The 18,043-nt window shown below is 56.7% G+C and carries 9 protein-coding genes; 5 read left to right on the top strand and 4 right to left on the bottom strand.

What is annotated here, in order from left to right:
* Window positions 1-26 precede the first annotated feature (26 nt).
* From CA54_RS09135 to CA54_RS09125, 3 genes are all read right to left on the bottom strand, one after another.
* Window positions 27-4,523: a DUF6797 domain-containing protein gene (locus CA54_RS09135; RefSeq protein ID WP_146370481.1), complete on the bottom strand. Its 4,497-nt coding sequence runs from the start codon at window positions 4,521-4,523 to the stop codon at window positions 27-29.
* Between the two features lie 64 nt (window positions 4,524-4,587).
* Window positions 4,588-5,904, bottom strand: coding sequence for a DUF1501 domain-containing protein (locus tag CA54_RS09130; protein ID WP_197532319.1), 1,317 nt, complete (start codon window positions 5,902-5,904; stop codon window positions 4,588-4,590).
* A gap of 180 nt (window positions 5,905-6,084) precedes the next feature.
* The gene (locus tag CA54_RS09125) at window positions 6,085-9,477 is read right to left on the bottom strand and encodes a DUF1553 domain-containing protein (RefSeq protein WP_146370479.1); all 3,393 of its coding nucleotides are present in this window, start codon (window positions 9,475-9,477) and stop codon (window positions 6,085-6,087) included.
* Window positions 9,478-9,675: 198 nt separating this feature from the next.
* Between CA54_RS09125 and CA54_RS09120 the strand changes: the two genes are divergently transcribed.
* From CA54_RS09120 to CA54_RS09100, 5 genes are all read left to right on the top strand, one after another.
* On the top strand, window positions 9,676-10,617 hold the full coding sequence (locus CA54_RS09120) for a hypothetical protein (RefSeq protein WP_146370478.1): 942 nt from the start codon (window positions 9,676-9,678) through the stop codon (window positions 10,615-10,617).
* A 168-nt stretch (window positions 10,618-10,785) separates the two neighbouring features.
* Window positions 10,786-11,160 (top strand): hypothetical protein, encoded by a 375-nt coding sequence (locus CA54_RS09115; RefSeq protein WP_146370477.1) that lies wholly within the window; start codon window positions 10,786-10,788, stop codon window positions 11,158-11,160.
* A gap of 137 nt (window positions 11,161-11,297) precedes the next feature.
* Window positions 11,298-12,677 carry a DUF1501 domain-containing protein gene (locus CA54_RS09110; RefSeq protein ID WP_146370476.1) on the top strand — a complete coding sequence of 460 codons (1,380 nt, stop codon included), beginning with the start codon at window positions 11,298-11,300 and terminating at the stop codon, window positions 12,675-12,677.
* Between the two features lie 531 nt (window positions 12,678-13,208).
* Entirely contained in the window at window positions 13,209-15,074 is a 1,866-nt protein-coding gene (locus CA54_RS09105; RefSeq protein ID WP_146370475.1) for a DNA/RNA non-specific endonuclease, read from the top strand.
* A 588-nt stretch (window positions 15,075-15,662) separates the two neighbouring features.
* Complete coding sequence (locus CA54_RS09100; RefSeq protein WP_146370474.1) at window positions 15,663-16,961, top strand: hypothetical protein; 1,299 nt, start codon at window positions 15,663-15,665, stop codon at window positions 16,959-16,961.
* Window positions 16,962-16,964: 3 nt separating this feature from the next.
* Here CA54_RS09100 and CA54_RS09095 read toward each other — a convergent pair whose 3' ends face one another.
* Window positions 16,965-18,041 (bottom strand): DUF1501 domain-containing protein, encoded by a 1,077-nt coding sequence (locus tag CA54_RS09095; protein WP_197532318.1) that lies wholly within the window; start codon window positions 18,039-18,041, stop codon window positions 16,965-16,967.
* Window positions 18,042-18,043: the final 2 nt, after the last annotated feature.

Genomic DNA, 18,043 nt, shown 5'->3' with positions numbered 1-18,043 from the left:
TGTTGGCCGCGCCGACAGCCTCGCAATCACTCCACGATCAATTCGCCGTTCATCACCATCCAGTGCCCCGGAAACGTGCACAGATAGGGATACCGCCCCGGGGTTTTCGGCGCGCGAAAGTAAATCGTGAACTGCGATTTGGGTGGAATGACATCTGTGTAAAACAACACGTCGTCGGTTTGCGGAATGTAATGCCGCGCCACTGCTTCAGGGTCCGCCACCAACCGGTTGGCCATCTCCCCCACGCTCTTGAGCGTTCCCGCTTTGACCAACGCCCAGTTGTGTGGCACCACGTCGGGATTCACCAAATTCAAACGGATCGCTTCACCCGGTTTGGCCCGTAACTCACGGGTCGCAAACGTCAGGTTCTTGCCCGTCTCCAACGTGATCGGCCGCGCCTCGGGAATCGCTTTCATAAAGGGATTGCGAATGCGAATCGTCGCCAAGGCCAAGTCAGAAAGAATCGGATGCGGATGCACCATTTTCGCCACCGGGCGATAACCGGGGTAGTCACTAAAGGGTCGGTCTAAACGATGCACGGTCAAAAACATGTCGCGCGGTTCTCCCGCATCCACCTGCAATTGCAAATGCAGTTGGCTCACCGGTTGTAGATCGGGGATTTCCAAAAACAACGACCGGCCATCGGGCAAAACATGTGCCGACGTGATCGGCAAATGATCGTGCCCCCGCATGCCGTGGTGTCGCGTGGAAAATTCCGGCGAGCCATACGCCCCGCTGTACCGGTAATTCCAACACTGGGCAAATTGATTTTCGATCTGAGCGGCAACAGCAGGATCAATCGGCTCCGTGAATTTCACCGTCACGCCGTTTTGATAGACATGAAACCCAATCGGCAATTGCACGCGATCGCCCGTGAAACGGACGCGCTGGAAACAACCATCATCAGGTGTATAGGAACCCCAGCCCGCCATGCCCGAGACATACAATTGCCCGTCCTGCGGATTGAAGCGTCCGCGATGCGCGCCCGAACGAAACTCGCCGGGCAGCGGCACAATCGCCCCCTGCAACTGCCCGCCGACTTCGTCACGTAGCAACAGAAAACTTCGCCCGCCCCCAAACGACAAATGGACCAGCGCCCCTTGCAGCGGTCCCCAGCGGTCACTGTCGATATAGACCTGCCCCCCGCTGGAATTATCCAATCCCCGCGGCAAATAAACCAACGGCAATTCCGGCGCTTTCCCATCGCGTGGAGCTTGATAACCAAAGTACGGCGGAGTGCCATTTTGACCCTCAGCAGACGGGCGGACAGCGCACACCATCGAGGCGGGAGTCCAGTCCCCTTCCGAAGCGGGTACTGTTAATGTCCCATCGGGCAAGATTCCCAACCCGTCAGGATTTCTCAGTCCGGTCGCCATGACCTCCACGTTTTTTCCATCGGGGGAAATTCGCACGACCCCCTGATTGCCCGAGACGGTGTAAAAATTACCGGCGTCGTCGCACTGCAAACCGCAAATGAAATCGTGCCCCGCCGGCGAGGTCTCAAAGGCGTTGCTAAAACATTCATAATAATCCGCTTCGCCATCTTGGTTTCGATCATGCAACCGGACCAATTGGTCGCGGCATTGCACAAAGATTCCCGCATCGGTCACGACCAGCCCCAAAGCATGGTGCAGTCCCGAAGCAAAACGCCGCCACTGCGCTTGATGACCGCCATCGGTGAATCCGCTCACATGCCAGACATCCCCCTGCATCGTGCAGACCAGCGCGCTGCCGTCGGGAAGAAAGTCATGTCCGCCACAAAACAGCAACGCCTTCCAAGGATTGTCGTACGGCAATTCAATCGTATCGACCGCATACGGCCGCCCGGTTCCCAGTTTGACCGCTGTGGTAATCACCTCCGGCCATTGCCGTTCGCCCGGTTGGATCAATTCTTGCAGCGGATGTTCGTCAGCCGGAGCAACAACACGGGTGAATTTTCCATCCTCAACCCACGGTGCATCAAGATATTCAACCTCGCCAATACGGTAAGCAAACACCACGCGCCGGCCATGTCGATAAAAACCGTGATACTCGAATGCCTGATCCGGCTTGGCTGATTTCTCATGCTTCACCGGTTGGCCGTCCATGATCAAACCATGCATGAATCCATGACGGACCGATGAAAACTTGACAAAGCCCCCACTCCAGACGGCGTCATAACTAAGCGTCTCGGGATTGAAACAAGCGGAGAGTTCGTTGTCGTCTCCCAATTGCATACAAACCGCGCGGGGCACGGTCACGCCCCCGCCATGAAACACGCCGCTTTGCACGCTGCCCAAGCGCGTCTCATTCCAACGCCCGTCGGACCACGTTGTCTCGGATTGATTTCCCCAGTGCCCCAGTTCCCCCCCGTCCAGTCCCGGAAAATCGGGTAGCAGCGGCGGAGTTGGTTTCTGTTTGCGAAAATGCGCCGCTTCCTTGGCATAAAAATCATAGATGCGATCGCGATTGACCGGTTGCTGCCACGACGGCCAATCCTGTGGCTGCAGCGGCGCGCGGTCGTACTCAAACGGGGCCGGCGTATGCATGTGCGCATGTCCCATCAGCATGTGCAAAGCTTCGGGCTTCGCCGCATTGGAGCGACCTAAGTCGGTCAAAAAGCGAATCAGGTCCACTTGTTGTTGCCGCGTCATCGCAGCGGTCAACCCGTCGGGCATCAGAGAACCGGCAGGGACAAGCTCATCAATGTCCTCGCGAAGTATCGTGCTTTCCACGCCGGTTTGCGGGTCGCGGAGCACGATCGATTTTTTATCCTCACGCAGTTTGTGGCCACGGATTGCTTTTCCATCGTTGGTGATGACCGTGAACGAGACGAACTCCGCTTCCACCGTCCGCTGCGGCCAAAAGACTGCTTCAATAATCTGTTCCGGCTTGCGCTGTTTGCCGATCATCGTCAGATCAGGACCGACGGTCCCCCCTTGCATGCCAACTTTGTGACACGACAAACAAGCCGTTTTCGCATCGGCAAACAAAGCCGCCCCGCGCATGAAATCGCCGCTCTCTTTGGCGGCAGCGACGGTCTCGTTGACAAACCCGGCATTAAATTCCGAAGCCGTGGTGGGTGGCTGCTGCACCGCAGCAGTTTTAGGAAACGTCCACAATTGAATTGTCGACGCATCTTTTTTCACCGCGTGTTGTGGTTCGTGCGGGATGTCTCGCACGCCGGTCGATATCCGCACCCATTCGATGTCGCCGTTGCACGCCAAGCCCCCTTCAACCAGCCGACCAATCGCCAATCCCCCGGGAATCGCAGCGCCGCCTTTGGCAGAGACCTTTTGACTGGCGACCTGCTTGCCATCGACATACAACCGCACCCGCGTGGCTTCATAAACCATCGCCACCGTGTGTGGTTTGTTGTCGCAAATCGCCGCTTTCGAACGCACATGATCGGGCGACATTCCCGGCAGGTAGGCGGTCAATACTCCCTGACGCGGCATGGTGAAGATTTCCCAGTGCGCGGGAGATTTCTTTTCATCACAGGCGACGAGAATATTAAAGTCATTTTTGCGATTCAGTTGAACGCGACATTCCACCGTAATGGGCTGTTGGCGGAATTCGTCGCGACCTTTATAGACTTTTCCCCCATCCAACGCCGCCGCTGCTGAAGGTTGCCAACTGCGATACAGCGGACGGGCACTGGGGGGATGTCCGTTTAATTTTCCCACCAGCCACGACAATCCATCCAGGTTGTCCTGCAGCCGCGCTTCGGCATCTTCTTGCGTGTGATTCAAAATCCCAATCGGCCCGGTGTAACCGCTGTCGCGAATCGTTTTTAGCAATTCCGCATCCAGGTCCCCTGCCCCAAGCGGAAGAATCTTCGCTCCCCGCTGATCACCGCCGCGTACCATGCCGTTGAGATTCACCGCATACAAATACGGCAGCATCTTTTTGAGCAGCTGCGGCATGCGGTCGACATGCGCATGGCCGTGATGCAGGTTGTAAACGATCCCCACGTTCGGCAAGTTGAGCCATTTGATGATGGCGATTTGATTTTCCGGTTCGCCGAACCAGCCACCGTGATTGTAGAGCCCCACGCGACAACCAATTTTGGCAGCCGCTTCGGCAATAGGACGAATCCGCGCCGCTTCCTGTTCAACCCACGCCTGCTGATCCTCGGGCGTTTTCGGTCCGCCGCTGCCGGTGACCCACAACTGCGTTTTGATGTCGTGCCGCTTGAGCACCTTTAAAATGTGCCGCGCATCGTCGTTGAGCACGGTCGGAAACCACCAAGCGGTCAATTCGATGCCATGCGCTTTGAGCGCCTCCATCTCGGCATCGAAGGTCGGGACATGCTCGGCGCGATAGTCATAGGCCAGCTTGCCGATCCCCAACCGCTCCAACATCGCGGCCCGCTGCTCGGGACTGCGCTTTTGATTGTCAAACGGAACAATACACCATGCGACGAGATTGTCTTTGGCGTAGATGTCAGTTTGTTTTGACGGCGTGTCCTCAGCCCGCGCGACCAGCCCGCTATGACACCACATAAACGCGCACAACAACACCAACCACGATCGACGCATCATGAGTCCCTAACATCCTAGAGCATTGCCCAGCTGTGGGCCAAACTATTGTTGAGCGGGCCGACAATTACGAAAACAGCGCCGCGATCGGCTGGCCGTTATCGGTGATCGGCACGGGACGATCGTCGGGAGTATACAGCTCCTCATGCGGATCGATTCCCATGGCATTGTGAATCGTCGCATGCAGATCGGGTAGCGAAACCGGATCCGATTCGATCTTCATCGCCAGTTCATCGGTCACGCCGATGGTCTTACCGTTGTTCATGCCGCCGCCGGCCAAAACGACGCTGAACGATTTGGAATAGTGCCCGCGTCCCCCACCACCATCGAACAGCGCCGGGCGGCCGAACTCCGAAGCGACGACGATCAATGTTTTGTCCAGCATCTTGTGTTGTTCTAAATCGAGCACCAGCGCCGAAAGCGCATTGTCGAGCTCTTGAATCAACATGTGCTGTTTCAGTTGGCCATCGTTATGCGTATCCCAGCCGGTTCCATTGACAAAATTCAAGTTGTGCGAGACTTCGATAAACCGCACCCCGGACTGCAACAATCGCCGCGACAACAAACAACGCTGACCAAATTCGCCGCCATACGATTCACGCAGCGACGCCGGTTCGGAATCCAACTCAAACACGCTCGCGAATTTGGGGCCGGAGAGCCGTAAGGCTTCGCTGATTGTCGTATCGTAGTCGGCGACGACCGATCCAGCAGGGAGTTGTTTGCGATATTCATCGCGAACGCGGCGCAATAAATCTTCGCGCCGCGTTTGCCGGGCGGCTGTGATATGCGGAGCCCGTGAAAAGCCGGCAGGGCCCGATTTGGTATCGGTCAGATAAATATAACCCGCCTTCGCTCCCAAAAATCCGGGACCACGCGTCACGTTGGGATAGCCGATCAACACGTATCCCGGTGCATGTTCGCTGGCCGGACCGCGCTTGTGCGCCACGATGGAACCGACCGACGGATAAACAACCGTGCCGCTGGTCGGACGGCCGGTGTGCACTTGATTGGTCGCAGCGGCATGTTCGTCAATCACATCGTGATGCACGGTCCGCACGATGTTAAACCGGTCCAAAATCTGGGCGCATTTGGGCAAATGTTCACAGACCCGCGTGTCCGGCACAGCGGTCTCGATGGACGGATAGTACGAACCCGCCTTTTTTGTTTTGGCGTCGCCCATCCGTTTGGGATCCCACGTATCGATATGACTCGATCCGCCGCCCAACCAAATCATGATGCAATGCTCCGCCTTGCCTCGCGGCACAACCGGAGCGGGAGACGCGTCGTTGGCCAAACCCCGCAAAGGTTGCCCCAACGACAATGCCGCAAGTCCGCCTCCAGCGACAGCACTTTGCGCCAAAAACCGTCGTCGTTGATCATCCATTCCTGTGATTCCAAACATCAATTCCGCTCACCTTTCAACAATTCCGCCAATCAAGTCGTTCCCAATCCCCACCAACGGGTGCCACTGGCTTTGCCAGGGTTTTGCAGGTCATTCCGGCATTGGGCCTTGCACTGGCAAAGCCAGTGGCACACATGCCCGAATAGCAAGCCGAGACAAATGCTACGGCAAATAGACGAACTCCGGCGAGTTCATCAAGGCCCACAACATGTCTTCCATCCGTTCCCGCCAATCAGTATTCAACCGTGACGTGGGCAAGTCACCCTGTTCGACAGCACGCTGCAATTCGATTTTAATCGCATTGGCCCGCTCACTCAGATGGTTCGACCAGGAGACCATTCCCAACGGCAACCGCTGTGGTTTTTCGGCGGCTTGCGGAAGATCTTCCAATCGCTCGACGTAGCCGGGTAATAATAATTCCACAAACAGCGCTTGCTCCTGGGCCGTCGGTTTCCGCGTCAAGACACGCAGGTAGACCCGTTCCACCAACCGCTCGACCGGTTGTTCCTCCTGAGCCAATCGTGTGAATGCACTGTCGTCCGAGAGGCGTGTCATGCGACGGCCCAACACGCCGTTGGCCAGCACTGCCGGCTGTCGGACGGTCGGATCGTCATCTCGCTCGGTGATCGGATTTTGCCGAGCGCTGCGCCAACCGAACGTCTCTAAGAACGTCACAAACGGTTGAGCGAACGGCAATGCCAAGCTAGGACGATCGCGCTCATTCGATAACGAAGCAAACTCCCACGCCTGCAGCGGCTCACCGAGGTTTGTCGCCGTATCCAGTTTCATGGCTCCGTCGGGATCCAAGCACAACTGTCCGGCTCGCAGCGGCTTGCCTGCGACGGCAAACATCGAATCGACCAACTGCTCCGCCGACATCCGTCGCGGGACTTGGCCGGCGAATAGCTGAGTTTGTTCTTCCGACAATTCGCCCGTTTCGCTCTGGTAGGTCCGCGAATTCAAAATCAACCGTGCGATGTGCTTCAAGTCGTAATCATGCAGAACCAACTCGCGCGCCAAGTATTGCAACAACTCGGGATGCGATGGCTCAACACCGTGCCAGTCGTCAACCGGTTCGACCAACCCGCGACCGAAATACCGTTTCCACATGCGATTGACGATCACCTCGGCAAACCGCGAATTGTGCGGCGAGGTAATCAAAGCAGCCAACTGTTCGCGGGAATCATCTTTCGCCGCGACCGCTTCAGAAAACGTTTGGTCATCAATCAATTCCGAAAACGTCCACGCCGGCGCCACCTGCGATCCTGGTTTGAGCGTGACTTCGACAATCATCGATGCGAGTGCTTCTTCGTCACCCGGGACGCTACTTGTTTTGGGCACACGCAGCGGCTTGCGGTCGAGCATCGCTGCCAAGGCGAACAAATCCTGTTGTTTGTGATCATGAAACGGCGCATCGTGACAACGGGCGCAAGTCATGTTTAGCCCCAAGAATGCCCGCCCGATGATCTGTGCCTTGGCCGCCATCGGCACGTCGTTTTGGGTTGCCATCGCAAAGCCGGCCGGGCCTCCGAAACGACGGCTACCGTCCATGCGAATCAACTCGGTGACAAATCGATCGAACGGTTTGTTGTCCGCCAACGATTCATGCAGCCAAAACCGAAACGGTCCGCTGTTGTTCAATTTGGGTTTGACCAATGAAGGATTCTCGGCCAGCACGTCTTGCCAATACCCCATCCAATTGTCCGCCCAGCCCGGTTCGGCCAACAACCGGTCAATCGCCCTGCTCCGCCGATTCGGGTCTTGATCTGCTTGAAATTCCGCGAGGTGTGCTTCGCTGGGAATCGTCCCCGTCACATCCAACGCCACCCGTCGCAAAAACGAATAGTCGTCCGTCAACGCGGCCGGCGCGACCTTTGCTTTTTCCAGTTGCGCCAGAATGAAACGATCGATGTCGTTGTAAATCTCCGCCGTTTCCGCAACTTCCGGCACCACCGGTTTGTCTTGCCCGGCAATCACGTCACGCGCTGCTGCGTGCCGCTGTGCCCATTTTTCGGCTTCTGCACTGCCCGCCACGTGGCGACTTTCGGCGCTCAACTGCGCAATTCGCTGCCGCTCGCCTTGTTTGAATTCCGTCCAGCCCTCGTCGGTCAGCAAAAAGGTTCCGCCACTGCCCACCAACCGGAAATCCTCACCCGGAGCAGCGATGCTGACCGAGGTCTCACCGAACTCCGGACGATGCCCCTGCCCTCCCACGATCATTTCAAACCGCAGATGGTGCCGCTTTCCGTCTCCTTCAATGACGGCGACCGTTTCGGTATCACCGCGGCGCAAGGGGCGGATGTTGGGGGCCAAACTGGTATCCACATCAAAAACGCGACCATGCGCGCTGCTGGAGATGCTGTGAAATTTCGTTTCAGCAATCAGCCGTCCATCGAGATACAACCGTGCTGCATTGCGCGACCGCAACAAAATTTGCTGCGACCCGGCCGGAATTTCAAACGTTCCCGCCGCACGCAACAAAAACGGATTCGAGCGGTCCTGTTGCAATCCCCGCGCATCATATTTCTTGGGAACCGCTACAAACGCCAACGTCGAAGTGGTGAAGCTTTCGACATATTTGGGCGGGCGGAATTCCCAAGAACGTCGATTGGGCAGTCCTTCAAAAATATCGACCCACAACGTACCGTCGGGGATCTCTTCCCAAACAATCGGCCGCAGTTCGGGAGCCACATAGCGATAACGCGCGGCGATCCGTTCCGGCGCCAATGCTTGGCGGTACAGCGCGACTTCGTCCAAGGCACCACCAAAGGCGCCGCCATGAAACGTCGACCCGATGCGGACTTCGTCGTCATCGACCACCGGTGCGCGATCGGTCGCTCCACCAGAATCCCAGACGCCCTTCACCGGCCGACCATCGATGTAACCGACCAGACTTTTTTCTTCGCCGAACGTATACGTCACCGCCACATGATGCCAACCGCTATCGCCGCCTAAACCCTCTTTCGAGGTCCAACGATGCCATTCGCCTTTCTCGCTGCGACTGCGAAACAAAAAGCTAAGCGTGCCGGTCGGGGATTGAAGCCTCAAAGCCCAGTTCTGATTGTCACGCGCAAAATCAGGATGGTTCGTTCGCCCCTTGCCGATGATGTAATGATAATCGCGACCGCTGGTCAATTTGGGATTCACCCAAGCCTCGATCGTGATCGCATCCCCCGCATCAAAATCCAAAGGACTGTCCGCCCCCGGATCAGCGATACGAATGTAGGAGCTCTTGGCCGGCAAACGAACCGACAGATTGTTGCTGCCAAACAACGGAAAATCGGGCGATTGCGGACCGGGTGCTCCTGGTGAGATTTTTCCCAACACAGTTCCGTCCAACGCCGCTTCGGCGTCCGGGGCCGCTATTGTGTTGCGGACCGTATCGTTCTGAGCATCCTGAAACCGCCAGTAGGCGATCGGTTCGTCTGCTTTGACGATATCGGTATAACGCTTTGGTGGGGTTCCGGTTTCTACTTCGGCAGCGAAGTTCGGCGTTGTCACTGTGCAGCCCAAAATCGCGGCACAAACCAGCGCGGTTCTCCTGTCCAACAGCATGGGCGAGTCCTTACGACAGATCTAGTAACTTGGTAGTGGCCCTACCCTGCATTATACTGGTTTTCGCCCATGAAAAACCATTGTAAGTGATGATCCAATCGTTCCTTTGTTCCGTTATCATGATTGCCTAGACTTGTGGCTGTAGACACCGGCTGCTCTCCGTCTTCCTCGGTTTTCGCCTTTCAGAAAGGCTTCTGAATGCTCGCCGACGCGCCGCAGTCCGCGGACGAACAACTCGAAATCTCCTGCCAGTCGTGCGGCGCGACAGTGCTGGTGGCAGCGAATATGCGGACAGTGCAATGTCCGTATTGCGCCTCCACATCGATCGTCGAACGTCCCCCCACAGCCGATCGTCCCGATCCGACCTTCGTTTTGGGCTTTGTCGTCGATCGCGATCGAGCCAAAAATTCGGTGCGGCGTTGGCTACGCAATAGCGGCGTGTTCGCCCGCTCCGACTTCAAAGAAGCAGCGCCGGAAGTCTTGCAAGGGGTCTACGTGCCCGCCTATCTCTACGGCGCTGTCGCCCACACAAACTACACAGCCGATATTGGTGAAAACTACACCGAGACCGAAACCTATACCACCACCGACGCCAAAGGAAACACCGTCGTCCGCACGCGGACCGTTACCCGCACCGAATGGCGACCGCTGCGGGGTAACCATGCCTGCTACATTCTTGACGTCGTCGTCACTGCTTCCAACGGAGTCAGCAACGACAAACTCGAGGCCATCGAGCCCTACGACCTACGGGCACTCAACCGTTATTCCCACACGGCTATCGCCGGCTGGATGGCCGAAGACCCGTCGCGGACCCAAGAAGAGTGTTTCCAACTTGCACACCAAGAGAGCGTGCAAAAAGTGGGCCGTATGCTCGACGAATTCATGCCCGGCGACAGCCACCGCGACCTGCGTTACCACACTGATTTGAGCAACGAAGTCATCGACCTCGTGCTCCTACCACTCTGGACGTTCGCCGTCAAATACGACGAATCCAAACCCCCGGTGCGAATTCTACTCAACGGCCAATCCGGCAAGATCACCGGCAACGTCCCGATCTCTGCAAAGAAAGTCACAGCAGCCGTTCTAGTCGGCTTAGGCATCATCCTAGCAATCATCCTATTCGTCGCCGCCTTTCAATAATCGTTGTTGTTAGGTGGAAGATTTCATTAGCCACAGATGAAACACGGATAAAACACAGTTAAAATGTTACTTGGAGACATTACCCAAACCGACCGCTTGCGGTCGTAAGCAGCGTTGTTTCTGTATTGAGTATTAAATGCGGCAAGGAGTATGTACCAAGGGCTACCCATGTGCGACATCAGCGATTACGAAAGACTTTGTCGTCTTATAAATATGGCGATTTCTGCAATAGATGGTGGAGAACCCACATGGAGGCTATATGGCAGCGAATTCGTTGAATCGATTGCTAATTGGCAATGCTGGGAGGGAATCGCTTATTTCGACAAACATGCGCCTCAAGTCGTTCGTGATGAAGCGATTGTCTTCCTGGAACGACTCAAGGAAGACCATGATTTCTTATGGCCAGGATATACGCTCGGCGCAAGGCGAACAGACAAACAGCAGGAACGCGATACAATCGCGAAACGTCCGTTGTTTTTAAAAATGTACGAGGTGCTCGTCTTGAACAACGCCGGTAACGCGGAACCTGCAGCTGGGAACTAGGCCAGTCCCCCACCAGCCACACCCCATCCGCAGTTGACAGGCCGGGACCGATTAGGGGACAATTGTTAGTGCACGCCCCATGACTCCGTTATTTCCCTCCCATGCCACGGTTTACTTGAGCTATAAAGGTCCTCACCATGACGGCTCCCACCACAGCTTGTCGCGGACCAGTTAGCCGCCGTAGCTTTTTAGAAGCGGGGTCGTTGGCGCTGGGTGGATTGGGGCTGAGCGATTTGCTGCGCGGGCGTGCTGCTGCCAAAGAGACAACGGGACTGGCCGACGATACGTCGGTAATTCTCATCTGGTTGCAAGGCGGGCCGAGTCATATGGAGACCTATGACCTCAAGCCCGAAGCACCGATTGATTATCGTGGCGAATGCAATCCGATCGCAACCGCTGCTCCCGGAATGGACATCTGTGAGCACCTGCCGATGCACGCCCAGGTGGCGGACAAAATCAACGTGATCCGCTCGATCTCGCACGGCTTCGCCAACCACGCCGCCGGCGCGGGACGATTTTTGTCCGGCTACAATCCGTTCAAACTCCTCGATCCTCTCGGGCAGTTTCCCTGCTTGGGGCCGGTCGTCTCCAAGATGTTGGAAGGCCGCCGCAATCCCGCCATGCCTCGCTACGTCGCCGATTCGTCAAATGTTTACGGCGGTGGCAGTGCCAGTCTTGGCCCGGCCTATTTGCCGTTTGTCGTCGGTGGAGACCCCAACGCTCCTAACTTTGAAGTCAAAAACCTATCGCTCTCCCCGGCGATCAAAGACCGCTTGGACGACCGCAGCTTGCTCCGCAAAGCGTTCGACGGACTCAACCGCGAGATCGATCAGTCACGCGTGATGGACTCGATGGACAAATACGATCGCGAAGCGGTCAGCCTGCTAACCAGCAACAAAGCGCAGAACGCGTTTGATTTGTCACAGGAAAACCCCAAGGTGCGCGACAAATATGGCCGTCACAAATGGGGCCAACGCGCGCTGTTAGCACGGCGACTCGTTGAAGCGGGTACGAGTTTTGTGACCATGCAAATGCAAAACCCCAGCATCCCGGGGGCGATCGGCAACTGGGATATCCATGCGGTCAATGGACACCTTTTCGACGATGCCCGCGCACGTTTGCCGGTCTTTGACCAAGCCGTCGCCGCCCTGGTCGAGGACCTCTATCAGCGCGGTCTGGATAAAAAAGTGATGCTGATCGTGTCGGGGGAATTCGGACGCACGCCGCGGATCAATCCGCAAAAAGGGACCGCTTCGAAGGTGCTCCAACCGGGCCGCGATCACTATCCCGGCGCCATGTCCGTTCTCGTTTCCGGCGGCGGCATGCAAACCGGACAGGTCATTGGTTCCACAACCGCCAAGGGAGAACTTCCCAAAGATCGCAAGCTCGACCCCAACGATCTGTTGGCCACGATCTACCGTTTTCTGGGCATTGACTATGCAGAAATGGTCCCCGACAACAACGGCCGCCCGGTCCCGCTGATCCCCTTTGGGACACCGATCCGCGAGTTGCTGTAGGCGCGGCTCCCATAAGTGAGCTGAGACTCCACAGCTTCGCGGGCAAACGATTTTGGGTCTCAATGCCAACTTGAAGACCAAAAAAGTCCCGCGAATTATTGTTGCGAAAATGCAATAATTTTCTTGATTCGACGGGCCAGTCGCGCATACTAGCTCTTGCGTCGAGTCGCTTCTGCGAATCCATCTCTTCGACGTTACAGAATGATGTCGTCAAAACTTCGAACCGGCATTCGGTTTCGAAGTTTGGCCCATTTCGTATTTCCGAAGAGAGACACCATGCTTGCTCCCGCGTATCGCCGTTCGCGACCTTCCCTCTGTCATGACGACTTTCCGTTGTCGCTGCAGCTACGGATCCGGACATAACAATCCGATTTCGTGGCACCTCAAGTTTGCGCGCATCTGCCGTCATGTCGAAGAGCCGTTGCTGCCATTTTAATGGTACGTGAAACGGACAAGTCGCGGGGAAAGCCCGGTCTCCATCTTTGGTCGTCGGTTCATCAGTTTCTCTCCTTCTTTTGAAAGACGATTCTCATGAGTTCGTACACATCTCCCTTGGATTCACTGCGTCAAGATCATGAGGTTATGGAAAATCTTCGCGATCTCTTTGGCAGCCGTCGAAAAGTCGATGAGTTAGAATTGGCGCAAGAGGTTCATCCCCTCAATCGGCGAGCGATTGTCGAATTTCTTGACGAACCGGTTGGACCGACGGAAAACCACAGCAACGACGACGCATTTTTCTCCGAAGCGATCGTGTTGGCCACCGGTCGTCCTTCGTTGCTCATTCAAGACAACGCAATTCAGTTGAGTAACGTGCAGCTACCCAGCCTCAAACAACGTCTAGAGGCGAACCGTGCGACCATCGAGCACCCCATCCCGGCCATCGGCCGTGTGGAGTTGATGTTTCACCCAGACTACGAATGGGTGGGCACCGGCTGGTTACTTGAAGATTCGATGTTGGTGACCAATCGTCATGTCGCCAACATCTTCGCGGAACGGCGCGGCGGCGCTTTTGCCTTCAGGCAATTCGCTGGAAACACGGTCAGATCCTGGATCGACTTTCGCGAGGAACATCATCGAGCGGACGAAATCGAAATCGAGGTCGAATCGATCCTATACGTTGCGAACACTGGAAGTCGCGATCCCGACATCGCAATTTTGAAGCTCCACAATCAAGGCAATTTGCCCCCACATTTAGAGTTAGCCTCTGCCGACGCAAGCGAACGCGATCATGTGGGAGTGATCGGATATCCGGCATGGGATGGACGTCGCAATCCAGGACCGGCCATGTCGCGCATTTTTCAAGACATCTACAACGTCAAACGCTATGCACCCGGGCAAATTGCTGACGTGCGTAGCGGCGTGATCACACACGACTGCTCTACACTGGGCGGCAACAGCGGCTCACCGGTGCTCGACCAAACAACGGGCAAAGTCGTCGGTTTGCATTTTGCGGGCCGCTTCATGTCGGAAAACTACGCGCTCCCGGTGAGTGCCATCAAGCGAGAGTTACGCCGCGTATCCACTCAAGTCGCTGTCGACGATGTCCCGGTCCCCGTGGAATCGCTGAACAATCGCCGCGGATACGCTGAAGCGTTTTTAGGCAATCGTTCACTCGCCGTTCCGCTCCCAGCTTTGAACTCCGATCAATTGGCGCACGCCGCTCCCGTTAGCGGGCGGGAACGAGAACGCGGGATCGGCAAATATGTACTCGACTACACGCATTTTTCGGTCGTCATGAATAAAACTCGGCGGCTCGCCTATTATGCCGCTGTCAATATCGACGGAACTGAAGAAGTGGCCATACGTCGAACGAATACCCGCTGGCGGGTGGATCCGCGAATCGACCGCGACCACCAACACGACAACGATCTGTATGTGCGCAATAAACTTGATCGCGGCCATCTGGTCCGACGCCTCGATCCCGTCTGGGGAGACTACAACGAAGCCAAGCGAGCCAATGACGATACGTTCCACTACACAAACGCCGCACCGCAACATGCCCGACTCAACCAGCACGACTGGCTCGCACTAGAAGACTATCTGCTCGTCAACACCAACCAGGACGACCAAAGATTGACCGTCTTCACCGGACCGGTATTCACCCGTTGCGACACGGACTACCGCGGAACCACGTTGCCGGAGGACTTTTGGAAGGTGGCCGTCATGGTTCAGGACGACGACTTGCTGGCCACTGGTTATCTCCTCAGTCAAAAACAATTTATGGATGACTTGGAATTTGTGATCGGCGAATTTCGAACCTATCAAACACCGATCCGAACGATCGAGCAATTGACGGGTTTATCATTCGGCAGCCTTGCCGACCATGACCCCCTGGATGCGACCGAAGCCTTCGGCTTCCCCACGATCAATGGCCCCAACGACATCATATTGGGGTAATCCGACCCGAGGACCCTCCCGTCTGCCGCGCGTTGCATCGAAAGTGAAACGACGTAAGCGGCAGGCGGGAGCCTTCACACGCCTTCGGCGAATTATTTAACTGCGATCGAATCGGCAAGCTCCGCCTAAAAGTCGGGTGCCACTGCTGGCTTGCTCAAGCACTGTTTCTGTTGGTGCCACGCTTAGCACTGGCGGGCAAGCCGCCAGTGGCACCCTTTTATGTCGGCGAACACGAGAAATGCCGGTGCCGCACGAAACCCTTCCCAGGAGATCGCCTACAACCACCTGCAATCCCGCACAACCGGCATAACCCGACCAACGCGCACTGCCGGGATGTTCGCGAAGACCGTCATGCCGGGCATGATCGACGGTCAAAATCCGCATAGCTGATCTCTAGCCCAAAACTCCCCAAGCGGGCATGCGAGTTTTACCGATTCCAAACGATGAATCGTCGAGATGACGAGAATCGCTATCAGCCGGTTATGTCTCAAAACCCGCGCAGCGATTCTCCGGGCTTCGCTCAGGTTTTGTCGCTGCTGCGCTGTGAGCGCGATGCACTGAAACATACAAAATACGTGGACGCGAATCATGTTGAAGTATCCAGGGATGGGACGGTCCTTTGCCGTTTCGGTGACATTCGGCTTATCGCTGTTGACCGCCGTCGGCTGCCGCCACGCGCAACAACACGAGTGCCGTACGCAACCGATGGCCTCGGCTTCAAACTACTGCCCAACCGCCCCCTATTCGACACCCCAGAACATGCCTCAACCGCAAGGGGACGGTGGCGAATATGTACCCATGCCTCCCGAACCCGATGAGGTCACACCAGCGCCAAGCGAAGCCTATTCCGTTCCGCAACGTCGCAGCCCCGTTCAAGCTATCAAGGATGGGTCGCGCCGCTTCGGATCAAAATTGAGTCGCATGATCAAAGGGGACAAAGTAGTCGCCGAAGACGAAATGATTGGCCGTGATCACGTCTCGTCACCCGATCTGCAATCGCCCGGCGCGTACTCCGCGCAGCCACAACTCGGACAACCGGCGGGCAACCAGCCCGGCGCATTCTCGGGTGCAGGCAATGCCTATCCGCCGCGGGTTCCACCCGTTCCAGATTCTGAGCAGTTCGACGAGTTCGATGAAAACTTCGACTTGAGTTTGCCGACGGAAAATATCCCCGGCGATGTGGAACTTCCCGATGGAAACGCGAACTACCGTCAGCCCCAGAAAAATTTGTCGCTGCCGGTCTCCAATTCGCAAGGCGATTTTGATCTGTATGCCCCACAATTACGTCATAGCACGCCGACTCCCACGCTAGCGCCGGAACCTTCTGACGTGCCACAACTCAGAGACGATTTCAATGACAGCGGCAACGAATTCAACGACGCGCAATTTGACGACGACGATTTCGACGACCGTGGTCCGCAACTCCTGCCCGCTCCCGGCCAGGGCAGCACGAAACAAGTCAAATTCGTACCGGTCGAACCGAGCGGATTGAACCTGTTTCAAATCGGAACATTGGGCCTCTGCTCCGAGGTCCGAAGCTACGAGGATTTTAGCGAGATTGATCGCAACGAATTGCGCGCCGGGCAGGAGCTGTTGATTTACAACACGCTCACAAACACCGAGAGCGTCAAATCCGCCGCAGGATTTCGCACCCTAACCCGGTCCCGCGTCGAATGGCTGGGCGCCGGCGACCGTGTGTTGCATCAAGTGCAGTTGAGCGAAGCCCCCGATGCGTCCCGCTCTGTGCGACAAGATTACTTCCTCACGCATCAAGTCGCCGTGCCGCAATCCCTGCCGGTTGGAATGTATACGCTGCGGCTGACAGTCGAGGACCTGCTCGGCCACCAAGCGGCTCACGCAACGATGCAAGTACGGGTTATCGACTGACGATCAGACGCGGGCCTTGCCCAGTTCGCTGATCGGACGGCTCGCCGCAATCGAAAACTCCGTGTCGTCCGGCGCCGTCAACGTGGTTGCGTGAGGAATGCCGAAGGCGGCGGCAATTGTCGAGAGCAATGCGTCGGGCGTCACCGGAGAATCAATCGGCGCAGTCCCGCGCGCGTCGCTAGCGCCTATCACCTGCCCGCCGCTGACCGGCCCACCAGCCATCAAGGCTGACCACACCCCAGGCCAATGATCGCGTCCACCGTGGGCATTGATTCGCGGCGTACGGCCGAATTCCCCACTGGCGACCACCAATGTCCGTTTCAGCAAGCCGGTCGCCTCCAAGTCATCCAAAAGGCTGGAAACGGTTTTGTCGAAGTCAGGACAAACCGTGTCGCGCAAGTCGGCCATCGTCGTGACCGTCCCGTGACAATCCCACGACGTCTGTTGATCAAGATCGAGGAACATATTGACGGTGACAAAACGGACACCCGCTTCGATCAGTTGCCGCGCTTGAAAACACGCCCGGGCAAACGGAGTCGTGCCATACGGTTGCGAACCCGTTTTCTGAAGTGCCGATTCATACCCGCCCCCCGTCACCGGGTCGAGTGTGGGTCCCAAAATGCCGGCGGTTTGTCCCTGATAGGTTCGGATGCCGGTGTTCCCCAGCAGTTGCGGCACAACACAATAACTCGGCACCCCTTCTCGCGGGCCGAGCAAGGCACCAATCATCGATCCCAGCGCCGGGAACAGAATGCCGCCTCGCGCGCAGCGACCGGTTTGGAGCAACTGCAGACCCGCTTCATGAATCGGCGCCGCCGTGTGATACAGTGAGCGGAGCAGGGTGAACTTTTGTGTTCGTTGCGCGAGTCGCGGCAAGGCTTCACTCAATTGAATGCCGGGTGTGTTGGTGGCAATGGCTTGAAACGGGCCGCGAATCTGTGTCGGTGCCGCCGGTTTAGGGTCGAATGTTTCCAACTGGCTGGGACCGCCGGTCAGCACAATAAAAATACAACCGTCAATATCGCGGTTGGCCGCGCGTTGATCTTCAGCGCGGAGCGCGGCTTGCTCAGCCGTCGACATTC

Source organism: Symmachiella macrocystis, from assembly GCF_007860075.1.
GTDB lineage: Bacteria > Planctomycetota > Planctomycetia > Planctomycetales > Planctomycetaceae > Symmachiella > Symmachiella macrocystis.
This window is presented reverse-complemented; position numbering and strand designations above follow the sequence as displayed.

Bases quoted from the DNA above. Each gene is read 5' to 3' on its own strand.
- CA54_RS09100 (WP_146370474.1), top strand. From the start codon at position 15,663: ATGTTGAAGTATCCAGGGATGGGACGGTCCTTTGCCGTTTCGGTGACA.
- CA54_RS09110 (WP_146370476.1), top strand. From the start codon at position 11,298: ATGACGGCTCCCACCACAGCTTGTCGCGGACCAGTTAGCCGCCGTAGC.
- CA54_RS09095 (WP_197532318.1), bottom strand. From the start codon at position 18,041: ATGTCGACGGCTGAGCAAGCCGCGCTCCGCGCTGAAGATCAACGCGCG.
- CA54_RS09135 (WP_146370481.1), bottom strand. From the start codon at position 4,523: ATGATGCGTCGATCGTGGTTGGTGTTGTTGTGCGCGTTTATGTGGTGT.
- CA54_RS09125 (WP_146370479.1), bottom strand. From the start codon at position 9,477: ATGCTGTTGGACAGGAGAACCGCGCTGGTTTGTGCCGCGATTTTGGGC.
- CA54_RS09115 (WP_146370477.1), top strand. From the start codon at position 10,786: ATGTGCGACATCAGCGATTACGAAAGACTTTGTCGTCTTATAAATATG.
- CA54_RS09130 (WP_197532319.1), bottom strand. From the start codon at position 5,904: ATGGATGATCAACGACGACGGTTTTTGGCGCAAAGTGCTGTCGCTGGA.
- CA54_RS09120 (WP_146370478.1), top strand. From the start codon at position 9,676: ATGCTCGCCGACGCGCCGCAGTCCGCGGACGAACAACTCGAAATCTCC.
- CA54_RS09105 (WP_146370475.1), top strand. From the start codon at position 13,209: ATGAGTTCGTACACATCTCCCTTGGATTCACTGCGTCAAGATCATGAG.